Origin of the sequence: Streptomyces sp. NPDC050636 (assembly GCF_040654775.1) — a bacterium.
GTDB lineage: Bacteria > Actinomycetota > Actinomycetes > Streptomycetales > Streptomycetaceae > Streptomyces.
The window spans coordinates 1-24,282 of the sequence record NZ_JBFAIP010000054.1 but is presented as its reverse complement, the minus strand read 5'-3'; the positions used below and the strand labels follow the sequence as shown (position 1 = coordinate 24,282).

Below are 24,282 nucleotides of genomic sequence, written 5' to 3'. Positions count from 1 at the left end.
TTCCTTTCTCAGGCGCGCAGGGTCGCGCCGCCGTCAACGAACAGGTTCTGCATGGTGATGTGCCGGGCCCGGTCGGAGACCAGGAACAGCACGGCGTCGGCGATGTCGGCCGGCTCGGCGATGCGGCCGAGCGGAATACCCACCCGGAACTGCTCGGGGGTGCCCGCGATCACCCGCGCGAGGTCGGCCTCTTCCGTCTCGTCTGTCCACAGCTGACGCTGCATCGGGGTGTCGGTCGAGCCGGGCGAGACCGCGTTGCACCGGATGCCGTGGCGGGCCACCTCCAGCCCGAGGCAGCGGGTGAGCATGGTGGTCGCGGCTTTGGACGCGGCGTACGCACCCATGCCCATGCGCGGTACGCCCGCGGCGTTGGAAGCGACGGTCACCAGGGACCCGTGCCCGCGCGGCACCATCCGGCGGGCCAGTTCGCGCAGGACGACGAACACACCCGTGGTGTTGACCGAGAAGGTGTCCGCCCAGTCCTCGTCGGTGGTCTCGCAGAGGGGCCCCGGCCGCAGGATGCCCGCCACGGACACACCGATGCCGATCGGCCCGATGTCGCGCTCGGTCCTGTCGACGACGTCGACGACCGCGGCGGCGTCCGCCACGTCGGCGGTGAAGGGGACGACCCGCCCGTCCGAGCGGTCCGCGAGATCCGCCAGGCCGTCCGTGTCGATATCGACGGCGGCGACGGTGGCGCCCTCGCGGACCAGTCCATCGACCACGGCGGCGCCGATCCCCCTGGCCGCCCCGGTGACCAGCGCGACCGCGCCCGAGCCACCCTCATCTCGGGCAAACACGTATTTCCCCCTCGCTCGGTTAAGTAAGGCTAACCTAACTATAGTGCGAGATTATATGCAAGCGAACCGCCCATTGCATGACTCCGCGACATATGACTCAGCGTCACCTCGCGGCGCGGCCACCGGAGATCGGCCGCGAACGGAGCACGCCGGCGCCCTCGGCGATCCGGCCGCACCGCTGAACGACGGTCGCCGGTGATATCAGGCGGGGCTGCGTGCGGGATGGCGTGGGCGGCAGGCCCCCGGACGCGATCGTTGTGAATCCGCGGCGTTCGAAGATCCGATCGGACTCCTCCCCTCTACTCTCAGTTCATGAAGATCCGTGGGGTCGACCCCCGTGACACGATGTGGGAGCAGGACCACGCCAGGTACCGCGTGCACTTCTGGGACCGGTCAGCTGTCACGGCGCACGAGTTCGAAGTCCTCGACGAGGTGGACGTCGACGAGCTCCTGACCTGGGCACAGAGTTACGCGGCCGGGCAAGGGTGGTCTTACACCGTCTACGCCGCGGTCACCGATGGCGACCGCCCAGGGCTTGTCCGCCTCGCGGGAGTCCTGGGCGACCCGTTCGCGGACGACTAGCCGTCGGACCGGAGAAAGATGCCTGCCATGAGGAGTCCGGCCCGGTAGACAGTGGCCGTGGACTTCGAGATCCCGAAGCACGGTGGTGGCAACCGCCAGGCGCACCCGCTCACCAGCACGTAGACGATGGCCGCGAACACCGCCTCGCCTAGGGCGTTCCGCCTTCCGCCGCCCTGCGAGCGCACCTGTGACGGTGGTAGCAACGGCCGCGATCCCCCACCCCCCACAGCCCATCCTGAACGATCCAACTCCGCTGTCCCCTCCCCATGCCCGTATCAATATCCGCTCACCACGCAGGAAACGGCCTTAGAAACACCGCGCCCTAATAATCGGAGCAGTTCACTCATAGAAGGGATTCGTCCTCCAATCCCGCATGCTGCTCTTCACAGTTGGGGTAGCTCACGCTCGCCATCTTTAGGAGGAGACCTTGAATCGTTCCCTGTGTGCGCGTGCAGTCCCTATTGCTGCGGTGCTGGCCCTTACCTCCCTCTCCGGCACGGTTCTCACGGGCGCCGCCCCGAGCTTTGCCCAACAAGTCGGCAGTGTCGGCAGTATCCGCGGGAACACCCGCGTCGCGAAGCAGGTCGAGGCGCCCACCGAGAAGGAGATCGCGGCACTGTTCAAGCTGTGGAACGCCGCGCTGGCGACCGGTGATCCCGAGGCGGTGGCGGACCGCTACACCCCGGACGCGGTGCTGCTGCCAACCCAATCGGGCAAGGTGCGCGCCGGCCGGGCAGAAATCGTCGACTATTTTGGCCATTTCCTAAGATACAAACCGGTCGGCAAGATCCTTGAGTCACACATCACTGTGCTCGACGACGAGAACGCCATCGACTCCGGTATCTACGAGTTCACGCTCACCGACGAGGCGACCCACCAGCTGAGCACGGTCTTGGCTCGCTACAGCTTCACCTACCAGTTGCGCAGCGGCGAATGGAAGATCGTAAATCACCATTCATCCGTGGTGCCGGAAGGGCGACTGGCGCCATTCCATGACCGTCTCCTGCAGTAGCCGTCGCCCATCGGACGCGCCGTAGGCGAATGCTGCCCGGAACAGCTCCCCACAGGCCGTCCCAGGACAGCTCCTCTACGATTCCCATGAGGGGAGCAACGAAGAAGTAGCGACCAGGACTTCGGTCTCAGGCTCCCAAGAGATCGGAATTCGGAGGCGAAGCCAGGTGTTACTGACGGTCGTAGGCGCGGTCGTTGCCTTTTGGGTGCTGCTTTTTGCGTGGGTGTGCCGGCGTCGGCGCAAGTTCGGAGGGGGCGGCGCGACGTCCGGCGCATGGGACGAGCTCTTCCAACCCTCACGGCAGCATGTCCAGGAGGAGAAGGAACGCCAGCTCGTTCTCCGTGACGATACGGAGTCCGGTGCACCGCCGCGCAGCTCCGTGGACTTGCACTCCGGCATAGCAGTGATCCGCTCGGAGCCCAGTCAAAGGCCCTAACAACGCTGACCGATGGTCTCCCCTGTGCCCTGCTGACCCCGGGGCAAGTCAGGGGCGGCCTGCGCCTCGTCTCCCTCGTCCCGCCCTGCTACAGCGGTCGGCCGGCCGGCCGCGATCACCTTCATCCGGGTGCGGTGCGCCGTCGCACGGCACGGCCTGCACGGCGACGGGTTCCGGCCCGCAACTGAGGTGCAGTCGCGGGCCGGAACCGGGAGAAGAGGGACGTGCGTGGCACGTAGGTCAGGTGATCTTGGGCATCTCCCCCTTCGTCGCCTTGAGGTCGATGACGGAGAAGGTCGCGCCCTGGGGGTCGGAGACGGCGGCGAAGCGGCCGAACGGGCTGTCGTGCGGCCCGAAGTGGACCTGGCCGCCGTGCTTGGTGACGGTGGCGATCGCGTCGTCGCAGTTGTCGACGGCGAAGTAGACGTTGACGTACGGCGGTACCTCGGCGGGCCAGTCGTTCGTCATCTTCATCCGGCCTGCCACGGTGTCGTCACCGAGGTTGTAGAGCTTGAAGTCGATGACCTCGTCCACCATGGCCTTCACCCCGTAGCCGAAGACGGCCGGGAAGAAGGCGTCAGCCTTTGCCGCGTCACGCGTGGTGACTTCGGTCCAGCAGAACGATCCGGACTCGCCCTCCTTCTCGAAGCCTTCGTGCGTGCCGGCCTGCCAGACGCCGAAGACGACGCCGCTCGGGTCCTTGGCCATCAGCATCTTGCCGAAGTCGCCGACGGCCATCGGCTCCATCACGAGTTCGCCGCCATTGTCGCGGATCTTGGCTGCGGTGGCGTCGATGTCCGGCGACGCGAAGTAGATACTCCAGGCCGGCGGGCCTTCCCAGCCGGGCATCTGCGGGGAGAGCGCGGCAACGTTCTTGCCGCCGGAGTACGCCTGCGTGTAGTTGCCGTACTCCTCCGACGCCTCGCCGAAGGTCCAGCCCAGCAGCTCACCGTAGAAGCTCTTCGCTGCCTCCAGGTCGGGGAACATCGCGTCGGCCCAACAGGGCGCGCCCTCAGGTTTCACGGCCATGATCTGACTGCCTCCTGCTCAAGTGGGAGTCTGTGCCTGGGTTGCCACGGTATTCGGGGACCCCGGTCCGCAACCCGCAGAGAATTCGAACATATGGTCAATTCTTTGGGTGTCGCGGTGCCCTGGGCGCTCTATCCAGCACCCGTCCTGTTCTGCACCCTCCGCCGAATGCGAGGGGCAGCGCCGCCCACTGCGGTCAGGGCCTGCAGGTAACGCGGTCAGGGCCTACAGGTAACACTGCGGGAGTTCGGCGGCGGGCGAGCATCGCGTGCGGTCCGTGAAAGCTTCGGCAGAAGGGCCTCGCGCGGACCACAATCGCGAGGTATCGGATGAGGCATTCCGGCGTCTGACAAGGACTGGATCGCAGACAGGGGGCTGACCCTGATGATCAAGCTGCCCACAGAGCCCTCCGGGCACCAGGTGGCGGTCTGGCGCGAGCTCCGGAAGGTCGACGCGCTCTCCTTCGGGGACGAGAGCGCCAAGGAGATCAGGACAGCAGACTTCGCCCTCGCCACACCTCGCCGCCCTGCCCCGGAACCGCGCGAGCCGGCCTGACGACGTCAGTCGGTTTCACTCCGGGCACACGAGGACCGGCGGTAAGAGCGCAAAGCCCGCGGTACGCAGGGCGGTTACTCCGCCGACAGCGGCAGTTGCACCTACTGACCATCGGCCCTGCACGCTCACGGTGGGGCTCGGCTCCGGACGACCGGCTCATTACCGGTGTCTTACGGTGCCCCCTCAGACGACCTCGGCAAGGCACCCCCACAGGCTTCCCGACGGATGATGCTCACGGCCGGTTCCGGCCAGCCCGCTCATACGCCGAGGAGTCCCCGTGTCCCGATCCCGCCTAATCCGACAGTCCCGCCGTATCCGGCTGTCCCGCCGTACCGTCGTACCCGTCCTCGTCGTATTGGTCGTGGCCGCCGGCATAGGGCTCTATCTCTTCCAGCCCTGGAAGGCGTTCACCGACACAGAGGTGAACGAGGCGCTGCCGGCAGCCGCCGCGCCCTCGACGAAGGCCAAGCCGTCGATGGAGGAATCGGCGATGTCGCCCCGGCCCGCCGCCGGGCCGAAGGATCTCACCGAGGGTCACTTCGTCACCCACGAGCACGCCACCAGCGGCATCGCCCGCACGGTCCGGCTGGCCAACGGCGGCCACGTACTGCGTCTGGAAGACCTCAAGACCTCGGACGGCCCGGACGTACGGGTCTACCTGTCCACCCGTGACGCCGAGGCGGTCACGACAGGGCTCGGGGACGGCGCGGTGGAGCTGGGCAAGCTCAAGGGCAACCTGGGCAACCAGAACTACACCGTCCCGGCCGGCACGGAACCGTCGGAGTTCCGCAGCGCCGTCCTCTGGTGCGAGAGGTTCTCGGTCTCCTTCGGCGCCGCCGACCTCTCCCCCGCCACGGGCTGATCACGTCCGCGGCCGCCGGACCGGGCACAGCCGATCCGGCAACCCCAGTGTCTTGGTGTAGCGGTCGCCCAAGGCCACGGCCGCAATGTCTCATTCAGCTTGTGTCCCCGCCACAGGCCGAGGCGGTCTCACTCGCCCTGGCGTGCGCGTTGGAAGGCGGATGCGAGTTGATCCACGCTGGGGGCACCGGAGGTTCGTCCATCGTCATCGCGGTAGATACGGCACGAGACGCCGGCGGTGGTGTCCGGCGTGGCGAAGGGGTCGATGCCGTTGATCAGCAGTGTCGGTGACCCGTGCATCCCGTATCGGCCCGCCTCCTCCTCGGTGGTGATCACGCGCACCTCCGGCGGGGCTGCGTCCTCGGGCAGCACCTGCTCCAGATGCTTGAGCATCGCGGCAAAGTTCGGGCAGTCCGGTACCGCGAGAACGACGAGATCCACGATCATTCCTCTCTCGGCGCTGCGGGATGGCCTCTTACGAACAACGGTAGATCTCGTCCCGCACAGCGGTACTCCCGACCGCAGAGCCCGGCCTGGGAATACGGCCGTTTCCGGGCGGTGCGGCAGCCCCGGTGAAGGTCCGCTGCCGCCCTCCCATACGCCGCCGAGGGGCTCACACCGCGCTGCCCGCCTGCCACTCGTTCCAGGACAGGTTCCACCCGTTGAGGCCGTTGTCGGGCTTGACGGTCTGTTCTTGCGAGTTCTTGACGAGGACGACATCGCCGATCAGGGACTGCTCGAAGAACCACTTGCCTGGGGTGTCTCCACCACCGCCCTTGACGTCCCGCAGGCCGATACACCCGTGGCTGGTGCCCGTGCGGCCGAAGATCGAAGCGTCGCCCCAGTAGTTGCCGTGGAGGAAAGTGCCCGAGGTCGACAGCCGCATCGCGTGCGGCACATCAGGGATGTTGTAGGAGTCGTTCGGATTCTCGAAGCCGACGGTCGAGCCGTCCATCCGGGTCTGCTCAAGCTTCTCGGAGATGACCATCTGGCCGTTGTAGGTGGGGTTCTGGGCACTGCCGCCCGATATCGGCAACGACTTGAGGGTCTTGCCGTCCCGCTTGACCGTCATGGTCTGGGTGTTCATGTCGACGGTGGAGACCTGCGACCGGCCGACGGTGAAGGTCACCGTCTTGGACTGCACGCCGGTGACGCCCTCGCCGCCCTTCACCCCGTCCAGGTCGATCTTCATCGTGACCTTGGAGCCTGCCTTCCAGTACTCCTGCGGACGGAAGTCCAGGCGCTGGGCACCGAACCAGTGGCCGACGACTTTCTGACCACTGCTGGACGTCACCTTGATGTGGGACTGCACGTCCCTCTTGTTGGTGATCACCTTGTCGAATTTGAAGGACACTGGCATGCCCACACCCACGGTCTCGCCGCCATCAGGGGTGTAGGAGCCGATGAAGCTGTTCTTCGGCGAGACGGTCGTGAACGTGGCGTTCTCGGTGGTGGTTCGGCCTGCGGCGTCCTTGGCCTTCGCCACGATCCTGTACTTCGTGCCGCGCTCCAGCTGCACCGACGGTTTCCAGGAGGAACCGTCGGACGCCATGACACCGGCGACCTCCTTGCCGGACTCCGCCGCGGTCAGCTTCACCTCGGTCAAGGTGCCGCCGCTGACCTGCACACCCGTGCCACTGATGCTGGCGTTGGTGGCACCGTCCTTGGCCGACACTTTGATCCTGAAACCGGCACCGTTCTTGCCGTCGTCGCTGTCGCTGTCTGCCGAGCCGCCCCCGCCACACGCGGACAGGGCCAGCGCACCTGCCGCGAACAGAGCCGATGTGGCGAGGGCGCCACGCATCCTCCGCCGCCGGTGCGGCCCACCTGACGTCGGCTGCGCCTCGGGCAGCCGCGGCCGGGGGCGTGGTGTGCGGAACCGAGAGGGCACAGGGTTGTCCGGCGTTGTCACAAGCAGCTCCGTACAGGAAGGGGGCCAAGGACCAAGCGATATGGGAGGCCGACCATAGGTGGAACTTCTCAACGCGCTTCTTAGATCTCCGTTCACGGTCCGCCCGGTCGAGGCGGCAGACCCGCCCGCATCCGGGGCGGCGCAGACTCTCAGCCGAGGCGGGCCGAACGGCCCAGTCGGGATCGGGCAGGGGCGTGATCGTCTGCAGGAGCGTTGTCCGGCTAACCCGTGTGTGCAGGACAGCGGCCAGACGGCTTCCAGTCAAAGTGGCGTGCGCCATCGCCGAGGCAGGCGAGCAGGCAGGCAGGCAGATGGCAACCGGTACGCCAGTCCGCCGGCTATACCGACTCGAATGTGCGGGCATGTGGCTGCGGCCGGTCGTTGTGCGCCGTGTCGGACGCGGTGGGACTTTGCGGTGCGGCGCTCCGGGCGTGTCCGCGGCGCGGTGTGACGTGCTGGCGGACATCGTCGATGCCTCGTCGCATGGTGGTGCGGAGCCATTTCCCGAGGGGGCGTTCGATGAGGCGGTGAATGAGCCAGGCGGTGGCCAGCATGAGCGCGGTCACCTCGGCCACCAGGACCGGGGCGGGGATCTGGTCCCGGTAGTGGTGGATGAGGGTCATGCCGATGTTCAGGTGGATGAGGTAGAGCGGGTAGGTGAGCGCTCCCGCGGTGGTGAGCCACTTCCACTGGATCCGGTCGAAGGCGCCGAGGGCGATCGCGCCGATGAGGGCGAAAGCGGCGATGATGATGAGACGGGCGGGCCAGGTGGGCAGCGCGTCCCCGGCGGCCTTGCCGAGGTTGGTGGCCAGGCGGTAGTCGATGTAGCGCTGGGCGAGCAGCAGCTGCAGGATCACGATCGCCCACAGGATCGCGTTGGGCCGATGGCGGCGCATCAGGTAGAAGGCGATGCCCGCGATGAAGAACGGCGCGTACTGCGGCATCGCGAACTCGGTGACCAGAGGAGTTTCCAGGACCGGCGCGAGGGCGGCGGCCGCTGTCCAAACCCCGCACAGGATCAGGCAGTTGCGGTAGGTGACGCCGAACAGCATGACCACAGCCATGATCAGGTAGAACTTGAGCTCCACGAAGAGCGTCCAGTACACCGGGTCGACGTCGGGGGTGTCGTTACCGCCCTGCAGCATGGTCAGATTGGTGATCACCGTGTCCCAGCCGTGCAGGGAAGCGAACTCCGGCCACGTCTTCACCACCACCACGGTGAGCAGGATGCCGGCCCAGTAAGCGGGGAACAGGCGCGAGAGGCGGGAGACGGCGAACTCGCCCACCGTGCAGCCCCACGCGCTCATACAGATGACGAAGCCGCTGATCAGGAAGAAGAACTCCACCCCGAGCCACCCGTACTGGGCCGCCATGTGGGCGGTCGGGAAGATCGTGTCCGTGGTGTGGCCCCACGGCCGGGCGAGAGCAACGTAGTGGTAGATCACCACCATCAGCGCGGCCAGCAGCCGCAGTCCGTCAAGTGCGGCAAGCCTGTTCCCCGAGCGGCGCTCTGCCATAGTGCAACCTCCAAGCGCTCTGGTCAGGAGCGCTCCATGTCGGAAGAGGCTCACAGGCTGCAACGAACCTGTGAGTGAGTCGTTTGCTGTCCGTGCTATCACCCGCAGATGCACCGCATGGCTTGCGGCGTCGCGATGCACTCAGTCGGAATCGCGAGCGGACGTCGGCATTGCGGTCCGCACCCTCCTGTTCGCGCCCCGTGTACGCCGGGCCACGAGCAGGCCCTGCGCTGCGGGAGGAAACGATGCGCGGGCCTGGCGCCACCCGACCCCGGCGTCCGCCGCGAACTGAGCGCGGCGACCGAGGGTGGCGGCCGCACGGAGTACTCATGCCGACACCGCATGACGTGCGGCGGCTGCTCTTCGACGGGATGAACGAATTCCGGCGCCTGCTCTGCAAGTTCACTGACCGTGAACTAGCGCAATACACGCAGGCTGCCGGGAAGTTCAAGGCCGCCGGTCGCGCTGACGAAGCGCGCGTGGGCGACAAGCTGTTCCGGATTTGCCGCATCGAGCGGATGGTCAGGTCAGGTCCCGACGGGCCGGAACCGCCACGCCCGTCGGACTGGATGACTACGGGCCGAAGACGATGCACCCGACGAGGGACGAGGGCGGTGCCATCCACTACGACTACGACTTCTGAACCTCGGCGAGTGGGGCTGGACGATCACCCAACGGAGCCACGGATGCGCAACGCCGGGCTACGACCGGCGGCGAGGTTTGCCGCGCTTGCCGCCCTTGGGGGCGCCGGAACCGCTCCGTGGGCTCTTACCGGTCGGCTTGCCGGCTGCGGGCTTCCGCCGGGTGGCTCCCGTATCGGCGCGCTTGTGCTTCGGCTGAGCCGGGGCCGGGGCCGGAGAGCGGCCCCGTGAGCTGTTCACGGTCCGCCCGCGGACGATCCCGATGAAGTCCTCCACCTGGTCGGTGGTCCTGTCCTCCGGCCACGACAGCGCCACTCGCGACTCGGGGGCGTCCGTGACCGGCCGATACGTGAGGTCCTTGCGGTGGTGCAGGCGGGCGAGTGACTGCGGCACGACGAGCAGTCCCACTCCTGCCGCCACCAGTTCGATGGCGTCCGCGGTCGTGGCGGGGCGCTCGATCGCGGGCCGCCCCGGCCGCTGCTCCCAGTCGAGGACGTCGTCGAGGGGATGCAGCATGAGCTCGTCGGCCAGATCCTCGGCGGATACCTCGTCGACGGCTGCCACGACGTGATCCTTGGGGACCACGACCACCGTCGTCTCGGAGTAGAGGGGAATCGCGCTGAGGTCCGTCCGGTCGACCGGCAACCGCAGGAAACCCGCGTCGGCGCCACGGCCCCGCAGCACGTCGGATGCTTCGGCAGCGGATACCGGGACGAGGGTGAGCGGGACGTCGGGCAGACGCTCGTTCCAGATCCGCACCCACTTGGCGGGCGTCACTCCCGGGACATACGCGAGCCGGAAAGAAGGGGATACCGAAGGGGTTACTTCCGAGCCTGTCACCCCGCAAGGCTACCGGTCGTGGTCAGAGGTCGCGCACACGCTCGATACCCTTGACACCATGAAGTCGCACCAGACCGCCCAGACGATGAAGCCCGCCACCGCGGCGAAGAAGCTGGGTGTGTACCTAGAGGCCACCCCCGCCGAGTTCCAGGAGGGCGTCGTCTCGCGCACCGAGTTGAACGCACTGCAGGCCGATCCGCCCGAGTGGCTGCAGGAACTGCGGCGCAACGGCCCGCATCCCCGGCCGGTGGTCGCGGCGAAGCTGGGCATCTCCATCTCAGGTCTCGCGCGGGGCGGAGTCACCGAGGCACTCACCACGGATCAGATCGACGCGTTGAAGTCGGACAGTCCGGAGTGGCTGCAGAAGGAGCGCGCCACCCAGGCCGAGGTCCGGAAGGAAGCGGCGCGTATCAAGGAGAAGAACGCGGAAAGCGGCAGTCAGACCGACCAACCGCGTTCCTGACCTCGCTCCGCGATCGGACGGCTCAGCGCCGTCCGAACTCGGGTTGAGTTTCACGGATGCTGTCGGTGATCTTCGCTCGGCAAGATGAAGATCACCGACAGCGTCCATTCCGTACGGACGATCACCGCGTCGGATGGCGGGCGGCGAGCCCGGGGCGGCGGCACCACGCCGCCCACCGGTTGCGGACGCGGCCCACGGATTGACCGGTACATGGCGCATAATCAGCCCGCATGAGATCGATCAGAGCGGCAGTCCTGGGCGCCGCGCTCATGCTCACCGTTTCCTCCTGCGGTGCCGACGGCGGCGACTCCGGAAATGCCGGCGCCGGATGCCCCTCGGGCGCCGCCGACTCCCGGAAGCCCTCGAAGAGTTGGGACCGCCCGGCGGACTTCGACAACGACGGCTACCCCGATGCGGTGGATGTGGTGGTAGCCGAGCCGGACACCGTCGAGGGCACCCCGCCCGCCGTACTGAGCCAAGGCGGAATCGGCCCGCTCGTGGTCTTCATGGGCGGCAAGAAGGGACTGCGTCCCACCGGCCGCCCGCTGGCCGACGGCGTGCTCCCGCCGGGCTCCGGCAGCAAATGGAAGGAGGGGTTCGCCTACGCCTACCCCGCCGACCTGGACGCCGACGGCTATACCGATGTGCTCGCCGAACAGCGGATACCGAAGAACGAGTACGTCGACAAGTACACCGGATCGATGGTGCTCTTCCGGGGCGGCCCGAGCGGGCTGAGCACCGAGCCGGTCGCGGTCCCCTACCCGGCGGGCTCCGCACACACCCAATCCGCGCCCACCGCAATCGGCGACTTCAACGGCGACGACCGGGCCGACGTGCTCGGCCCGATCGCGGGGAAGACACCGGATTCGGTCGGCCAGATCCTCTACGGCCCGTTCGGCTCCGACGGCCGCCCCGCCTCGACCCGCTCCGTCAGCGTGCGGGGCGCCACCCCCGACCTCAGCTACTACTCCTCGCTGCAACCCGCCGACATCGACGCCGACGGCCGCACCGACCTGCTGCTCGCCACCGAGACGGACGACCCGGAGGACGACAACGAGGGCGGCACCTACCACCCCCTGCGCTGGTTCCGCGGCACCGCCGAGGACGGCATGGTGGAGGCCGAGCCGCCCCCCGGGAAGTACAGCGCGAACATCGAGACCGGCACGGACTACGACGCGGACGGATACCCGGACACCCTGCTCCCCGGCCCGAGCCCGAAGCGCGGCGGCCGGCCCATGCTGCGCGGCGGCCCGGACGGGTTCCGCGCCGGCATCCGGAGCCTGCACCTCGACCACATCGGTACGTCCATGGTCACCGGCGACATCACCGGCGACGGACGGGCCGAGGCCGTGTCCACCCTCGGGACCGGCAAGTACGCCACCACACAGAAGCTGATGGTCTCGGAGATCAAGGCGACGAAGGACGGCGCCCGGATGCGCTCCGTGCAGCGCATCTCGCACAACGACGAGCACCTCCCGGGTGCGGCCGCCAGGACCGAGTTCGGCGGCACCCTCCAGCTGCTGGACGGCGAGCGGGACGGCTGCTCCGACCTGCTGACCGGCGCCACGTTCACCGGCTCGGCCTACCAGCGCGGCGGCTTCTGGGTGTTCCGCGGCGGCGCGGCCGGCCTGCGCACGGACGGCATCCGGCACTACGGGCTGCGGGAGCTGGGTCTGCTGAAGAAGTGACGCCGGTGCACGGAGAGGATGGGGAGCCCGGGTAGGGCGGGGGCCCGGGTAGGGCGGAGAGCCCGGGTATCCGTGGTGTGTGACGAAGGCGGGTGGCGCCACGCATCTGCGGGCGTGGCGCCCGTACCGCGAAAAGCCGGAACGGCCCCAGGGCACGGGCCGGCACTAAACCGGAACGGAACGGCCCCCGGCACGGGCCGGCACTAAAATGGGCGTGTGGTCCGGCCCAATGAGGAGGTCGAGGCGCTGCTCCGGGAGTACGCGGACCTCGTCCTGATCACCGGCGGAGACGCGTTCAAGGCCCGCGCCTACGAGAAGGCCGCACGTGCCATCGGCGGCTACCACGCCGACGTCTCGAAGCTCGACGCCGACGGCCTGCACGAGATCCCCAACGTCGGCAAGTCCATCGCCGCGAAGGTGATCCAGTATCTGCGGACCGGCAGGATGCCCGCCGTGGAGGACATCAGGTCGAAGATCCCCGCGGGCGTACGCCAGCTGATGGCCATCCCGACCCTGGGCCCCAGAAAAGCCATGACGCTCTACGAGGACCTGCACATCTCCTCGGTGCCCGAACTCCTCGACGCCATCCACGAGGAACGGCTGCGCGACCTCAAGGGCTTCGGCCCGAAGACCGAGGAGAACATCCTGCACGGCATCGACCTGATGCAGGCCGCGGGCGACCGGGTGCCGATCAATGCCGCCATGGAGGTCGCCGAGGAGATCGTGGCCGAGCTGTCCGCCCTGTCCGGCTGCGAGAACTGCGCGTACGCCGGGTCGCTGCGCCGTATGCGGGAGACCATCGGGGACGTGGACATCCTTGTGGCGGCCGGCCGCTCCGCCCCCTTCATGGACACCTTCACACGACTGCCGGGCACGGCCGAGGTCATCGCCCACGGCACGAAGAAGACGTCCATCCGCACCACGAAGGGCCTGCAGATCGATCTGCGCGTCGTGCCGCCGGACTCCTGGGGCGCGGGCCTGCAGTACTTCACCGGCTCCAAAGCGCACAACATCCGCACCCGCGAGATGGCCGTGCACCACAAGCTCAAGCTCTCCGAGTACGGCCTGTTCCACGCCAAGAGCGGAAAGAAGATCGTCTCGCAGACCGAGGAGGAGGTCTACGCGCGGCTCGGTCTGCCCTGGATCCCGCCGACGCTGCGCGAGGACCGCGGCGAGGTCGCCGCGGGGCTGCGCGGCGAGCTGCCGGACCTGGTCACGGAGGCGGACATCAGGGGCGACCTGCACACCCACACCGACCTCACCGACGGCCTCGCCCCGCTGGACGAGATGGTGGCGGCCGCCGCCCGGCGGGGCTTGCGCTACTACGCGGTCACCGACCACGCCCCGAACCTGTACATGCAGCGGATGACCGACGAGAAGGTCTTGGCCCAGCGCGAGCAGGTACGCCAACTCGACGGCAAGCACCGGAAGATGCGCCTGCTGCACGGCACCGAGCTCAATATCGACCCGGATGGGAAGGTGGACTGGCCGCAGGAGTTCCTACGGGGCTTCGACCTCTGCGTGGCCTCCGTGCACTCACACTTCAACCAGGGACGGGACGCCCTGACCCGACGGCTCGTCGCGGCCTGCGAGAACCCGGCGGTCAACATCATCGGACACCCGACCACCCGGATCATCGGCAAGCGACCGGGCCTCGACATGGACCTCGACGCGGTGTTCGCGGCCTGCGCCCGTACCGGGACGGCGCTGGAGATCAACGCCCACCCCGACCGGCTCGACCTGTCCGACGAGCACATCCTGCGCGCCAAGCGGTACGGCGTGAAGTTCGCCGTCAACACCGACGCCCACGCGCCGCTCCACCTGGAGTACCTGCGCTACGGCGTGGGCACCGCACAGCGGGGCTGGCTGACCGCGGACGATGTGATCAACACCTGGCCCCTGACGCGACTGCGCCGATTCCTGCGTAAGGCCGGCTGACTCCGATCGGCCCTCATCAGGCCAGTGAGAGCAAACCGGGGCTGAATTCTCCACAGAAATGGCCCCGCGGGCATATCGCCCTAACCTGGTAGTACGTACCGTCCCCGAGCCGGGGGGAGATCATGGAACTCGGATTTCTCAAGCCGCTCTTCGACCATCTGGGCCCCTGGGCGTCTGTGTACATCGACACCACGCGCGCGACCGAGGACGCGCCAAGGCGGCAGAAGCTCCGCCAGCGCTCCGTCGCATCGCAGCTCATCGACGCGGGTGCCGACGCCTACACGTGCAGGGCGGTGATGGACCGGCTCACCCACGAGCCGGCTTCCGGGGCGCCTCCGGGCCGTGCCCTCTTCGCCGCGGGCGGCGAAGTCGTACTCGACATCCCGCTCAGCGTGACCCCGGTCAGCAGCGAGGCGACCTGGTCCCTGCTGCCGCACATCGCCCCGCTTCCCGGGCTGATCGGTGACGAGCCGACGTGCCTGGTCGCGTACATCGACCGCACCGGCGCCGATATGGAGCTGCGCGACGCACAACGCAGCCGGACCGTGGCCACGGCGGACGGCAAGGAATGGCGGGGCCGAGGACACCGCAGCATCCCCGCGGACCGGTACGAGTGGCACTACCGGAACAAGGTCGAGAACACCTGGAACGAGACCGCCGACATCATCACGGACGAGCTCGCCAGGCAGTGGCCGGAGAGCGGCGCGCAGTTGCTGGTCCTGACCGGTGACTCCCGCGAGCGCAGGGCCGTGTACAACCGGCTGCCCGAGCAGATCCGGGCCGTCACCGTCGAGGCCGAGAACGGCAGCAGGTCCCCGGGCGCCTCCAAGAGCGTGCTCGACCGCCAGATCGCGCAGGCCTGCCAGGAGTACACGCACGCACGCCTCGAAGAGGCCCTCAACCGCTTCCACGCCGGGCGCGGCCGTCCCGGCGAGCACGGTGAGCGGGGTGTCGACAGCAACCCCGGAGACGCGGCGGAAGGGGTGCCCGCCGTCGTGGACGCGGCCCGCAGCCACCAGGTGGGCACGCTGCTCCTCGGGCAGGACGCGTCCGACGCGGGCCGCGACGTCTGGATCGGGCCCGGCGTCGACCAGGTCGCCGTGCAGCGCGGCCAGGCGCAGGCGATGGGTGTCAGCAAGCCCGAGCGGGCGCGCGCGGACGACGCCCTGCTGCGGTCCGCCGCGGCGGCCGACGCCGAGGTGCTGCTGGTCCCCGCAGGCATGCAGGGCCCGGCGGGCGGATTCGGCGCGGTGCTGCGCTGGAGCGGTTGAGGCGCAGGGGCGACGGGTGCGGCCCGGTGCCACCGGGATATCGGGGTTCTGTCACCCCGTGTCAGCGGACCGTGACCTTCACGATGCGGCCGGAGGCCTCGGCCACGAACAGCTCGCGCCGCGGATCATGGTCACCGAAGCCGCGCGGGACGCGGACGCTGGTGGGCATGCGGAGACCGGTCGCCAGGACGCAGGATCGGCCGGTCTTCGGGTCCACCCTGATGAGTTCGCCGTCGCGGAAGCCGGCGACCACCAGGTCCCCGCCGAAGGAGGTGAGGTCGTCAAGGACCTTGGTGTCCAGGGGGTTCGGGCTGAGTTCGGTGACCGTGGTGTGGTGTGCCGGGTCGTTCAGGGGGATGCGTACCACCGGCGACGCGGTGCTGGTGATGACGCTCGCGTACAGCTGGTCGCCGACGATCTGCAGGCCGTTGGTGCCGAAGACGGATGCGCCCCGTGTCCACTGCTCGTCCTTTGTGCCGTCCGGTCGGATCTTGAGGACTCCGGTGGCCAGCTCGCGGCTGAGGTAGAAGTTGCCGGCGGAGTCGATGGCGAGACCGTTGATGCCGGACAACCCGTCCACGACCTTCTCGGGTTTCGGCCGGGCAGCTGTCGGGTCGAAGCGCATGATGCCGCTGCCCGATCCTGAAGTCAGCGGGTTCACACCGAAGTTGACATACATCTGGCCGTCCGGTCCGCGTCGGATTCCGCCGGGGCCGTTCACCGGGAAGGTGGCCTTGAGCGTGCCGTCGGGGGCGTAACCCTCGACCCGGTGCTTGGTGATGTGCGCGACCCAGAGGGTGCCGTGGCCGTCGAACTCCAGGTTCTCGCGCCAGTCCAGGAGCGGCACGCCCCCTTCCCGGAAGACCTCCACGCTCACACGCTGCGTGCATGGCTCCGGGGCCGTGGTCACCGAGGCCGCCGGAACCTGCGCCTCGGACGCCGCAACCGGCGTGTGCGCACCGGCGACCAACAGCGCCGACAACACACCTGCCGCCGCAGCCCTCGCACGTCCACGTATCGCCATCGTGCCACCTCCCCATCCCGCGCGGCCGCACGGCGCGGCTGGGCGCGGATCGTTGTGTCGGGCGCGCGTTGGTCATGCGCGCGTGTAGTCATGCGCCAAGTATGGTCCTCCGGTGGGTAGTTGCGGGATGCTCTTTCTAGAAAAAGCTTCTAGTTCTAGTTACATTAGGGTGTCCGTCATGATGCCAACGGGACCGAACCATGTCTCCTAAGCAGCAGCGCGGTGAGGCCACCGTCGACCGCCTTCTGACCACCGCGCTGCGCGTGTACGCCTCATCGGGCCAGCAGGGGTTCACGGTCACCGCGGTCACCGCGGCCAGCGGCGTCAGTCTCGGCAGCCTCTACCACCACTTCGGCAGCTTCGACGGTCTCGCCGCCGCCCTGTACACCCGCTGCCTGGAGCAGCTGTTCGACGAGCTGACCGCTGCCCTGACCCGTACCCGCACCGCCCGCACCGGTGTCCGCGCGCTCGTCACGGCCTACCTTCGCTTCACGCAGGAGCGCCCGGACGCCGCCCTGTTCATCCACGCGTCCGCCTACTCCGGCTATCTCGCGGCCCACGCCGACCAGATCCGCGCGGCCAAGGCGCCCATGCTGGGGGGCATCGTGGACTGGATGCGGCCGCGGATCGAAGCCGGCGAAATCACACCCACCCCCGAGCCCCTGATCGAGGCGCTGGTCATCGGACCCGTTGCCGAGACCGCGCGCCGCTGGCTGTCCAGCACGTACGACATCGATCTCGCCCAGGCCACCCGCATCCTGCCCGAGCGAATCTGGCGGTCCCTGCAACCGGACCAGCCGGACTAGCCGCAATCGCAGCAGCTACAGCAGTCGCAGCAATCGCAGCAACCACAATCGAGGTCACAGGAATCGCCGCAGTTGTCGCAGCACCCCTCGCGCTTCTTCCGCGACCACGGCCCCTCGAAGTGATCGGCGCAGCAGACCTTGCACGTGCAGCACAGCCCGATGGCGACCGCGCAGCCGGCGAGGAAGCCGCGGGGCTTCTTGGGCTGCTGCGGGAACTGCGGCATTCCGCCTTCGCTGCCGGAGCCGCCACCGTGCCCCCCATCGCCGCCACCGGGGCCGCCGGGTGGCACCGGGCCACCGCCGTACGGGGCCTGCGGCGCGTTCAGGTGCTGCTGCCCCTGCATGTACGGGCCGCCGGCCGGCGGCTGCCCGTACTGGGGTGGTTGTCCGAACTGCGGAGGCTGCTGCCCGTACTCGGCCGGCTGGCCGTATCCCGGTGTCCCGTGCCCCTGATGGGAGCAGGTGCCCGTGCCGAAGGCGCGGTCCACCGAGCGCCGGAGTTCGTGCACCAGCAGCACATGCACCAGCGCGGAGTCGGCGAACTCCACATCGCGCAGCGCGAGGCGGATACCGTGCACGGCGTCGTCACACAGTTGGCGGGCCTGCGCATTGGTGGCGCCGGTTGCGGTGAGTGGGTTCCAGGCGCCCTCGGCGGCGTCCGCCGCGCGGTCCTCCACGGCGTCGAGGAGGTGCGCCAGCCGCCCGAAGAGCCGCCCGGCCTCGGCCAGCGGCGCGACGTTGCCGGGCCGGCCCGCCAGCACGGCGGTGTGCGCGAAGGCCGCGGCGGTCGCCGTCTCGGTCGGTTCGGTGATGGCCGTCAGCGGTGTGCCGGGCCCGGCCAGCTCCTCGATGCCCACCTGGCGGTCGACCGCGTCCACGAGTACGGCGGTGTCGAAGCCGAGCGTGGCACCGGTCCGCGCCCCGGCCCGGTCCCAGCCCGCGGCGACCTTGCGCGCGGCGGCGGCCACCGGCCGGCGGCGCAGCAGCCCGTTCCGGTCGGCGACGTGGTCGCGTATCTTCGCCGAGGCGAGGACGAGGGACACCGAGGCCGCGAGCCGCGCGCCCTCCCCCTTCGCCACCGAAGCGGTCCGCATCCCGCGCAGCGGGCAGGGCCCGGCGGTACGGCGCGCGGCGTCCGTCCGGCCGGTCTGAGCGTCCGTCAGCACGGACACGATCAGCCCGTCGTAGTTCGTGACGACCCGGGCGAACTGCCCGTGATCGGCCCGCAACGCGAGGCAGAGACCGCAGAGATGGGCCATCCACTCCGCCTTGAGCCCCTGGGACAGACGATGGGAGCAAGGCCTGACAATTCCGAACACGTGGAAATCCCCCGTAAGACGACGTCGGCACGGTCGGCGTAAGCCAACAGCGGCACGAAATCTACCGGGCGCGCCGCTGACCTGGACACATGCCCCATGCACAGGTCTGGCACAACTGGCATGTCGTCATACGTGCCCGGCGCACGAGGTACACGGACAGGTCCTGGACCCGTGGTGCGTCAGCTCGGGTGCGGACACACCAGGGGTTTGACCGTCGTATGGTCCCTGGCGGCGGCGGTGAGTGCGTCTTCCGCCGACGCCAGGTCGTACCGGTGGGTGATCAGGCGGCCCAGTTCCACTTCGCCGGAGGCCGCCAACGCGATGGCGGTCGGCCAGGTGTTGGCGTAGCGGAAGGTGCCGGTGACCTCGATCTCGAAGTTCTGCACATGGGCCAGGGGCAGCGGGACCGAGTCGCCGCCCATGCCGACCAGTACGGCCCGGCCCGCCCGACCCACGGTCCGGATCGCCTCGTCGACGACGGCCGGGACGCCGGAGCACTCCAGCAGGACATCGGGTTCGAAGCCGGTGGCCGCGAGCCGGGTGGCGCCTGCTTCCACGGTCGCGGTGGCGCCCAACTGCCGGGCCAGTTCCAGCCGTTGGGGTGCGATATCGGTGACGACGACCTCGGTGGCGCCGAAGGCGCGGGCCGTCTGGGCGGCGACCAGTCCGATGGGGCCCGCGCCGGTGACCAGGACCCGGGAGCCGGGGCCGACGCAGCCTTTGCGGCACGCCCACACACCCACGGACAGGGGTTCCAGCAGGGCCGCGGTCTCGGCGGTGAGCTGGTCGGGCACGGGGTGGGCGAAGTCCTCGTCCACGGCGACGTATTCGCACAGGGCGCCGTCGACGGGGGGCGTGGCGTAGAAGGAGACGTCGGGGCACAGGTTGTAGCGGCCGCGGCGGCACTGCGCGCAGCGGGTGCAGGGCACGCCCGGTTCGACGGATACGAGCTGTCCCACCTGGTGGCGGGCCGCTCCGGGGCCGAGGGCGACCACAGTCCCGCCGGGCTCATGGCCCAGGATCATGGGCGCGCGGACGACGAAGTCGCCGATCCTGCCGTGCCGGTAGTAGTGGACGTCGGAGCCGCAGATGCCGACCGCTTCGATACGGACGAGGACCTGACCGGGGCCGGGGCGCGGCACCGGGCGCTCCTGGATCTCCAGCTTCTCCGGGGCACGCAGCACGGCGGCGCGCATGGTGGACGGGAGGTGCGAGGGCAGGGCGGTGGCGGTCATTCTCCGGTCACGGCTCCCATGGTCAGGCCGGTGACCAACCACCGGCGTACGGCGAGGCCGACGAGCATCATCGGGACCACGACGACGGTTCCGATGGCGGTCAGCTGGCCCCAGTCGATGCCGGTCTGGGTGACCAGCTGGCTGGCGGCGATGGGCAGGGTCTGGGTGTGGGGCCCGCCGAGCACCAGCGCGAAGGCGTAGTCGTTCCAGGAGAAGACCAGGCACAGGACGAAGGTGGTGACCAGGCCCGGCCGGGTCAGCGGCAGGATGACGTGCCGGAACGCCTGCCAGTGTGTGCAGCCCGCGACCTGCGCGGACTCCTCCAGAGCCGGGGGCAGTTCGGCGAAGAAGGCGCTCAGCAGCCAGATCGCGAAGGGGAGATTGAAGCTGAGGTAGGCCAGCACGAGTCCGGGCAGGGTGTCGTTCAGCCCCAGGAACCGGAAGATCAGGAAGATCGGCAGCACGACGGCGGCGATCGGGGCCATCCGGGTGGAGATGATCCAGAAGGACAGGTGCTGCTTGCCGCGCATCCGGGTGCGGGCCAGGCCGTAGCCGGCGAGCGCGCCCAGGGCGGTGGCCAGGAGGGCGGAGATGCCGGCGGCCAGGATGCTGTTGTTCAGGTAGGGCCAGAGGCTGTTGGCGCCGCTGAAGAGGTTGCGGTAGTTGTCCAGGGTCGGGACGAACCACACGTCGGGGGTGGGTGCGGTGACGGCGGCCGTGGGCTTGAAGGAGGACAGCAGCATCCAGCCGAGCGGTACCAGCGTCCACGCCAGGGCGACGGCCACGACGACGCGCACGAGGATGCGGGAGGTGCGGGTGCCGCGTTCCAGCGGGCCGGTGGTGGAGGCGGGGGCAGCGGCCGGGGCAGGGGCGGTCATCGGGTCGGCTCCTTCCGTTCGAGAAGGCGGACGAAGTAGCGGGCCACAACGGTGGTGACGGCCAGCATCAGCAGCCCGGTCACGGCCGCGTAGCCGAAGTCGAAGAAGCGGAACGCGGTCTCGTACAGCTGGACCGAGGCCGTCTTGGTGGCGTCCGCCGGGCCGCCGCCGGTGGTGTTCCAGATGATGTCGAAATAGCGCAGCGCGTCCATCGAGCGGATCAGCAGCGCTACCAGCAGCACGGGGGCAATGGAAGGCAGCACGATGTGGCGCAGCGTGCGCGGCAGGCCGGCGCCGTCGAGGGACGCGGCCTCCAGCACCGAGGAGGGTACGGAGGTCAGGCCCGCCAGGGCGATCAGGGCGATGAGCGGGGTCCACTCCCAGATGTCCATCAGCGTCACGGCGGCGAACGCCGTCGTCTTGTCGGCCATCACGTCGCCGCTGTAGCCGAGTTGGCGCAGCAGCCAGGTGTACAGCCCGAAGGTGGAATCGGTGAGGAACCGGCCCAGCAGGCCGACGATGACCGGTGCGACGAACATCGGGAGCAGCAGCAGGCTCATCGCGGCGTTGCGGCCGCGCCGCAGCCGCCACAGGCAGACGGCAAGTGCGGTGCCCAGCACCATCTCGCCGCCCACGGTGAGGACGAAGTACCCGGCGGTGCGCGCCCACGCCCAGGCCGTGTCGGGGTCGGTGAACAGCCGCGCCCAGTTCGCCGCGCCGACGCCGTCAAGGCGCAGCCCGCCGAGCAGGTGGACGCGGGCGAAGCTCATGGCGACCACCGCGGCGAACGGCAGCAGGGAGATGGCGGCGAGCAGGAGCAGTCCGGGGGCCATCATGCGCCCGGTGAAGCCGGGCAGCGGGAGTCCGGCACGGCGGGTGGTGGAACCGCCGCGCTGCTCAGGACCATCCGGACGGTGGGCGGCCGGCGGGCGATCGGTCACCTGGACCCTGGTCGGGGAGGAAGCCATGGTCAACTCACCCAGCCTCGGGCCGTGATGCGGTCGATACGGTCGGCGGCCGCCCGCATCGCCGCGGCCGGGGAGGCGTCACCGGCGAGCATGCGGGACACCTGGGTGTAGATCGCGGTGTCACACTCGCCCCACATGGGGATCTTCGGCCGCAGTCCGATGTTCTGGGTCTTCCAGGCATCCCTCACCGCCTGGGCGGAGAGCATGTTGGGCATCTTCGAGGGCCGGTGCTCGGCCGCGACGACGCGCGGTATCCCGTACACGGAGGTACGGGTCGGGGTGCCGCCGCCCACCTTGCTGGCCAGGTTGGCCAGTTGGCTCTTCGGGGCGGTCGCCCAGTTCAGGAACAGCCAGGCGGCCCGCTGGCGGCGGGCGGGGATGACGTTCGAGATGGCGATTCCGGTGCCGCCGTACATCCCGGCCGAGCGGGCCGGACCCTTCGGCAGCCGGGCGTAGCCGACCTTGCCGGGCATCGCCGCCTCGTTGGAGGCCGCGTACTCGTGCCAGTTGGGGCACATCGCGATCCGGCCGGCCCGGAAGGCGGCGCCGAGGCCGTCCCAGTCCCAGGTACGCGAGCCGGGGTCGGCGATGCTCAGCAGCCGGTCGTAGAACTCGGCCCCCGCGATCGCTTGCTCCGAGCGCAGCAGGCACTTCCCGGGGTCGGTCGTGCCGAAGCGGCCGATCCGTGTGCCGTCGGCGAAGTAGTCGCCGCCGTGGGACCACAGCAGGTTGGAGAAGTCACACATCAGCGCGTCGTGTTGCTTGGCCTGGTGACCGGTGCCGTAACGCACCTCATTCGCCCCGGAGTTGAACCATTCGGCGATGGCGTGGTACTGCTCCCAGGTCGAGTCGTCGGACGGCATCGGGTCGAAGCCGAGGTCGTCCGCCATCCGCTCGCGGTACTTGGCGAACAGATCGGCCCGGTACTGCCACACCATCGTGGGGCAGTCGTAGGGCAGGGCCAGCACCTTGCCCGAGTCCCCGAAACGCCCCGCAGCGTCCAGGTGGGTGGGGATGAAGTCGCCGAATCCGCCCGTCAGTCGAGGTAGCGCGGAATCCTCCTGGAAGCGGCGCAGGTCGGCGAAGGCCGGCGCGTACGGGGCCAGCACCAGGTAAGGGTCCGCATACACCACGTCGTACTCGCCATTGCCGGATGCGAAGTCGAGGGCGACCTTCTGCGCCAGCGCCGACAGCTCCAGCGTCACGATCTTGACGCGGATGCCGGTCAGCTCGGTGAACGGCTTCAGGTCGGCCGCGATCGCGGCGGTCGGGGCGGTGTTCTCGGAGATGAAGTTCAAGGTGGTGCCGGAGTACCGCTTCCAGGGCGCGGCATCGGGCACGAAAAGCGCGTCCGGGCGGCCCGCGCAGGCGGCGAGCAGACCCGACGAACCGGCCGCGGCGGCTCCCCACAACAGGGCGCGCCGGCTCAGCACCGGCGTCGGTGGTCTCGCGGGCAGGAGAGGTGGCATGGCAGTGCGTCCCTTGCGCCGGTTCGACGTGCGCGAACCTCAGCAGGAAGCATTCTTAGCAGAAGAGAGGCGCATTGTTAACATATCTTGCGTGAACTACTCCTCGATCTTATCGTTCATGCATATGGTTAGGGCCCGCACCGCTGGTCCAGCGGTGCGGGCCCCTCGTGCGTCAGACCTGGTCGGTGCGGCGCCTGCGGGTGGCGTGGACGGCGCTCGCCACGGCCCTCAACGGGTGCTGTGCGCGGCACGCCACTCGGGCGCGAGTACCGACCAGATCTCGGTGTCCTGCCGTACACCCCGGTAGAGGTCGTTCTGGCGCTGGACTCCGTCGCGGCTCATGCCCAGCCGCTTGGCCACATTGATGCTCGGTGTGTTCTTGGACGACACCAGCCACTCCACACGGTGCATTCCGCGCTCCTGGACCGCCCAGTCGATGATGACGCGGGCCGCGCGGGTGACCAGACCGCGTCCGGCGGCAGCGGGTTCCAGCCAGCAGCCGGCCTCGCAGTTGCCCTTACCCCCATCGAAAACCCTGAAGAGGACGCCGCCGACCAAGAGCCCGTCGAGCCAGATGCCGTAGAGCCGGCCGGTGTCGGCGGCGGCCTTGTCGGCGTACGACTGGAGCCAGCTCCGCGCGGAGTCGAGGTCGGCTGCGACGTCGGGGAGCCCGACGTGCCGGCCGATGTATTCACGGCCGCGGTCCATGTGGGCGAGGAACTCCTCGGCCTGCCAGGGCTCCAGCGGCCGCAGCTCGGCTCCGTCACCCAGGGATATCGCGAACATCTTCATCCTCCACAGTGGCCGTGCACGGTTCTGGATCTTCGCACGGCCACCTGTGCGTTCCAGTGGTCGGTCCGAGACGCTCGCCCGCCCGTTCTCGCTGTGCCCCTGCCGCCCTACGCATTCGGCTCCGCCCGTGACCTGCCGGACGGGACAGTGTCTAGGTGTATTGATCACGAGCGTTGTTGACACTTGCCGGGCTTGATCATGGCGAAGACCTCCGGTGTGGTGGAGCTGTCTAGGACTGCACCGCAC

At 69.0% G+C, this 24,282-nt stretch carries 23 protein-coding genes and 2 pseudogenes; 11 read left to right on the top strand and 14 right to left on the bottom strand.

Annotated features, from left to right (window positions below):
* Positions 1–8: 8 nt before the first annotated feature.
* Entirely contained in the window at positions 9–800 is a 792-nt protein-coding gene (locus AB0I10_RS28595; protein WP_363155530.1) for a 2,3-dihydro-2,3-dihydroxybenzoate dehydrogenase, read from the bottom strand.
* 312 nt (positions 801–1,112) lie between these two features.
* On the opposite strand from AB0I10_RS28595, the gene AB0I10_RS28590 reads away from it, so the two are divergent.
* The gene (locus tag AB0I10_RS28590; protein WP_363155529.1) at positions 1,113–1,382 is read left to right on the top strand and encodes a hypothetical protein; all 270 of its coding nucleotides are present in this window, start codon (positions 1,113–1,115) and stop codon (positions 1,380–1,382) included.
* Between the two features lie 14 nt (positions 1,383–1,396).
* Here AB0I10_RS28590 and AB0I10_RS28585 read toward each other — a convergent pair.
* Positions 1,397–1,650, bottom strand: a pseudogene (locus AB0I10_RS28585) (transposase); the annotation flags it as partial.
* Positions 1,651–1,809: 159 nt separating this feature from the next.
* Between AB0I10_RS28585 and AB0I10_RS28580 the strand changes: the two are divergent.
* Together AB0I10_RS28580 and AB0I10_RS28575 are read left to right on the top strand one after the other, a co-directional pair.
* Positions 1,810–2,394: an SgcJ/EcaC family oxidoreductase gene (locus AB0I10_RS28580; RefSeq protein WP_363155528.1), complete on the top strand. Its 585-nt coding sequence runs from the start codon at positions 1,810–1,812 to the stop codon at positions 2,392–2,394.
* A 166-nt stretch (positions 2,395–2,560) separates the two neighbouring features.
* Complete coding sequence (locus AB0I10_RS28575; RefSeq protein WP_363155527.1) at positions 2,561–2,830, top strand: DUF6191 domain-containing protein; 270 nt, start codon at positions 2,561–2,563, stop codon at positions 2,828–2,830.
* A 240-nt stretch (positions 2,831–3,070) separates the two neighbouring features.
* Here AB0I10_RS28575 and AB0I10_RS28570 read toward each other — a convergent pair whose 3' ends face one another.
* Entirely contained in the window at positions 3,071–3,859 is a 789-nt protein-coding gene (locus AB0I10_RS28570) for a VOC family protein (RefSeq protein ID WP_363155526.1), read from the bottom strand.
* A 384-nt stretch (positions 3,860–4,243) separates the two neighbouring features.
* Here AB0I10_RS28570 and AB0I10_RS28565 point away from each other — a divergent pair, with 384 nt between their 5' ends.
* Positions 4,244–4,414, top strand: coding sequence for a hypothetical protein (locus AB0I10_RS28565; RefSeq protein ID WP_363155525.1), 171 nt, complete (start codon positions 4,244–4,246; stop codon positions 4,412–4,414).
* Positions 4,415–4,691: 277 nt separating this feature from the next.
* On the top strand, positions 4,692–5,276 hold the full coding sequence (locus AB0I10_RS28560; protein ID WP_363155524.1) for a DM13 domain-containing protein: 585 nt from the start codon (positions 4,692–4,694) through the stop codon (positions 5,274–5,276).
* Between the two features lie 128 nt (positions 5,277–5,404).
* Here the strand turns inward: AB0I10_RS28560 and AB0I10_RS28555 are convergent, their stop codons facing one another.
* The 3 genes from AB0I10_RS28555 to AB0I10_RS28545 form a co-directional block, all read right to left on the bottom strand.
* Complete coding sequence (locus tag AB0I10_RS28555) at positions 5,405–5,716, bottom strand: hypothetical protein (RefSeq protein WP_363155523.1); 312 nt, start codon at positions 5,714–5,716, stop codon at positions 5,405–5,407.
* A 172-nt stretch (positions 5,717–5,888) separates the two neighbouring features.
* Entirely contained in the window at positions 5,889–7,079 is a 1,191-nt protein-coding gene (locus tag AB0I10_RS28550; RefSeq protein ID WP_363155522.1) for an Ig-like domain-containing protein, read from the bottom strand.
* Positions 7,080–7,525: 446 nt separating this feature from the next.
* A complete protein-coding gene (locus AB0I10_RS28545) occupies positions 7,526–8,704 on the bottom strand; it encodes an acyltransferase (RefSeq protein WP_363155521.1) in 1,179 nt (392 codons plus the stop codon).
* 245 nt (positions 8,705–8,949) lie between these two features.
* On the opposite strand from AB0I10_RS28545, the pseudogene AB0I10_RS28540 reads away from it, so the two are divergent.
* Positions 8,950–9,213 (top strand): annotated as a pseudogene (locus AB0I10_RS28540) (DUF5954 family protein); the annotation flags it as partial.
* Between the two features lie 192 nt (positions 9,214–9,405).
* Here AB0I10_RS28540 and AB0I10_RS28535 read toward each other — a convergent pair.
* Positions 9,406–10,185: a LysR substrate-binding domain-containing protein gene (locus AB0I10_RS28535; RefSeq protein ID WP_363155520.1), complete on the bottom strand. Its 780-nt coding sequence runs from the start codon at positions 10,183–10,185 to the stop codon at positions 9,406–9,408.
* A gap of 58 nt (positions 10,186–10,243) precedes the next feature.
* Between AB0I10_RS28535 and AB0I10_RS28530 the strand changes: the two genes are divergently transcribed.
* From AB0I10_RS28530 to AB0I10_RS28515, 4 genes are all read left to right on the top strand, one after another.
* A complete protein-coding gene (locus AB0I10_RS28530; RefSeq protein ID WP_363155519.1) occupies positions 10,244–10,648 on the top strand; it encodes a DUF5997 family protein in 405 nt (134 codons plus the stop codon).
* Between the two features lie 230 nt (positions 10,649–10,878).
* On the top strand, positions 10,879–12,336 hold the full coding sequence (locus AB0I10_RS28525; RefSeq protein ID WP_363155518.1) for a hypothetical protein: 1,458 nt from the start codon (positions 10,879–10,881) through the stop codon (positions 12,334–12,336).
* 216 nt (positions 12,337–12,552) lie between these two features.
* Positions 12,553–14,274: a DNA polymerase/3'-5' exonuclease PolX gene (gene polX / locus AB0I10_RS28520; protein ID WP_363155516.1), complete on the top strand. Its 1,722-nt coding sequence runs from the start codon at positions 12,553–12,555 to the stop codon at positions 14,272–14,274.
* A 122-nt stretch (positions 14,275–14,396) separates the two neighbouring features.
* On the top strand, positions 14,397–15,545 hold the full coding sequence (locus tag AB0I10_RS28515) for a hypothetical protein (RefSeq protein WP_363155515.1): 1,149 nt from the start codon (positions 14,397–14,399) through the stop codon (positions 15,543–15,545).
* Positions 15,546–15,606: 61 nt separating this feature from the next.
* On the opposite strand, the gene AB0I10_RS28510 is transcribed toward AB0I10_RS28515, so the two are convergent.
* Complete coding sequence (locus AB0I10_RS28510) at positions 15,607–16,569, bottom strand: hypothetical protein (protein WP_363155514.1); 963 nt, start codon at positions 16,567–16,569, stop codon at positions 15,607–15,609.
* A gap of 200 nt (positions 16,570–16,769) precedes the next feature.
* Here AB0I10_RS28510 and AB0I10_RS28505 point away from each other — a divergent pair, with 200 nt between their 5' ends.
* Positions 16,770–17,375 (top strand): TetR/AcrR family transcriptional regulator, encoded by a 606-nt coding sequence (locus AB0I10_RS28505; protein ID WP_363155513.1) that lies wholly within the window; start codon positions 16,770–16,772, stop codon positions 17,373–17,375.
* Here AB0I10_RS28505 and AB0I10_RS28500 read toward each other — a convergent pair.
* The 6 genes from AB0I10_RS28500 to AB0I10_RS28475 form a co-directional block, all read right to left on the bottom strand.
* A complete protein-coding gene (locus AB0I10_RS28500) occupies positions 17,372–18,694 on the bottom strand; it encodes a DUF5685 family protein (RefSeq protein ID WP_363155512.1) in 1,323 nt (440 codons plus the stop codon). The genes AB0I10_RS28505 and AB0I10_RS28500 overlap by 4 nt on opposite strands.
* A 179-nt stretch (positions 18,695–18,873) precedes the next feature.
* Complete coding sequence (locus tag AB0I10_RS28495; protein ID WP_363155511.1) at positions 18,874–19,929, bottom strand: NAD(P)-dependent alcohol dehydrogenase; 1,056 nt, start codon at positions 19,927–19,929, stop codon at positions 18,874–18,876.
* The gene (locus tag AB0I10_RS28490) at positions 19,926–20,807 is read right to left on the bottom strand and encodes a carbohydrate ABC transporter permease (protein WP_363155510.1); all 882 of its coding nucleotides are present in this window, start codon (positions 20,805–20,807) and stop codon (positions 19,926–19,928) included. The genes AB0I10_RS28495 and AB0I10_RS28490 overlap by 4 nt, the downstream gene beginning before the upstream one ends.
* Positions 20,804–21,748 (bottom strand): sugar ABC transporter permease, encoded by a 945-nt coding sequence (locus tag AB0I10_RS28485; protein ID WP_363155509.1) that lies wholly within the window; start codon positions 21,746–21,748, stop codon positions 20,804–20,806. The genes AB0I10_RS28490 and AB0I10_RS28485 overlap by 4 nt, the downstream gene beginning before the upstream one ends.
* Positions 21,749–21,777: 29 nt before the next feature.
* Positions 21,778–23,244: an extracellular solute-binding protein gene (locus tag AB0I10_RS28480; protein WP_363155508.1), complete on the bottom strand. Its 1,467-nt coding sequence runs from the start codon at positions 23,242–23,244 to the stop codon at positions 21,778–21,780.
* Between the two features lie 228 nt (positions 23,245–23,472).
* Positions 23,473–24,030, bottom strand: a complete 558-nt coding sequence (locus AB0I10_RS28475; protein ID WP_363155507.1) for a GNAT family protein — start codon at positions 24,028–24,030, stop codon at positions 23,473–23,475.
* Between the last annotated feature and the right edge of the window lie 252 nt (positions 24,031–24,282).

What these genes read in the sequence shown, in the direction of transcription:
- AB0I10_RS28545 (WP_363155521.1), bottom strand. Translation starts at nt 8,704, where the DNA reads ATGGCAGAGCGCCGCTCGGGGAACAGGCTTGCCGCACTTGACGGACTG.
- AB0I10_RS28475 (WP_363155507.1), bottom strand. Translation starts at nt 24,030, where the DNA reads ATGTTCGCGATATCCCTGGGTGACGGAGCCGAGCTGCGGCCGCTGGAG.
- AB0I10_RS28525 (WP_363155518.1), top strand. Translation starts at nt 10,879, where the DNA reads ATGAGATCGATCAGAGCGGCAGTCCTGGGCGCCGCGCTCATGCTCACC.
- AB0I10_RS28590 (WP_363155529.1), top strand. Translation starts at nt 1,113, where the DNA reads ATGAAGATCCGTGGGGTCGACCCCCGTGACACGATGTGGGAGCAGGAC.
- AB0I10_RS28495 (WP_363155511.1), bottom strand. Translation starts at nt 19,929, where the DNA reads ATGACCGCCACCGCCCTGCCCTCGCACCTCCCGTCCACCATGCGCGCC.
- AB0I10_RS28480 (WP_363155508.1), bottom strand. Translation starts at nt 23,244, where the DNA reads ATGCCACCTCTCCTGCCCGCGAGACCACCGACGCCGGTGCTGAGCCGG.
- AB0I10_RS28505 (WP_363155513.1), top strand. Translation starts at nt 16,770, where the DNA reads ATGTCTCCTAAGCAGCAGCGCGGTGAGGCCACCGTCGACCGCCTTCTG.
- AB0I10_RS28510 (WP_363155514.1), bottom strand. Translation starts at nt 16,569, where the DNA reads ATGGCGATACGTGGACGTGCGAGGGCTGCGGCGGCAGGTGTGTTGTCG.
- AB0I10_RS28550 (WP_363155522.1), bottom strand. Translation starts at nt 7,079, where the DNA reads ATGCGTGGCGCCCTCGCCACATCGGCTCTGTTCGCGGCAGGTGCGCTG.
- AB0I10_RS28515 (WP_363155515.1), top strand. Translation starts at nt 14,397, where the DNA reads ATGGAACTCGGATTTCTCAAGCCGCTCTTCGACCATCTGGGCCCCTGG.
- AB0I10_RS28490 (WP_363155510.1), bottom strand. Translation starts at nt 20,807, where the DNA reads ATGACCGCCCCTGCCCCGGCCGCTGCCCCCGCCTCCACCACCGGCCCG.
- AB0I10_RS28565 (WP_363155525.1), top strand. Translation starts at nt 4,244, where the DNA reads ATGATCAAGCTGCCCACAGAGCCCTCCGGGCACCAGGTGGCGGTCTGG.
- AB0I10_RS28570 (WP_363155526.1), bottom strand. Translation starts at nt 3,859, where the DNA reads ATGGCCGTGAAACCTGAGGGCGCGCCCTGTTGGGCCGACGCGATGTTC.
- AB0I10_RS28530 (WP_363155519.1), top strand. Translation starts at nt 10,244, where the DNA reads ATGAAGTCGCACCAGACCGCCCAGACGATGAAGCCCGCCACCGCGGCG.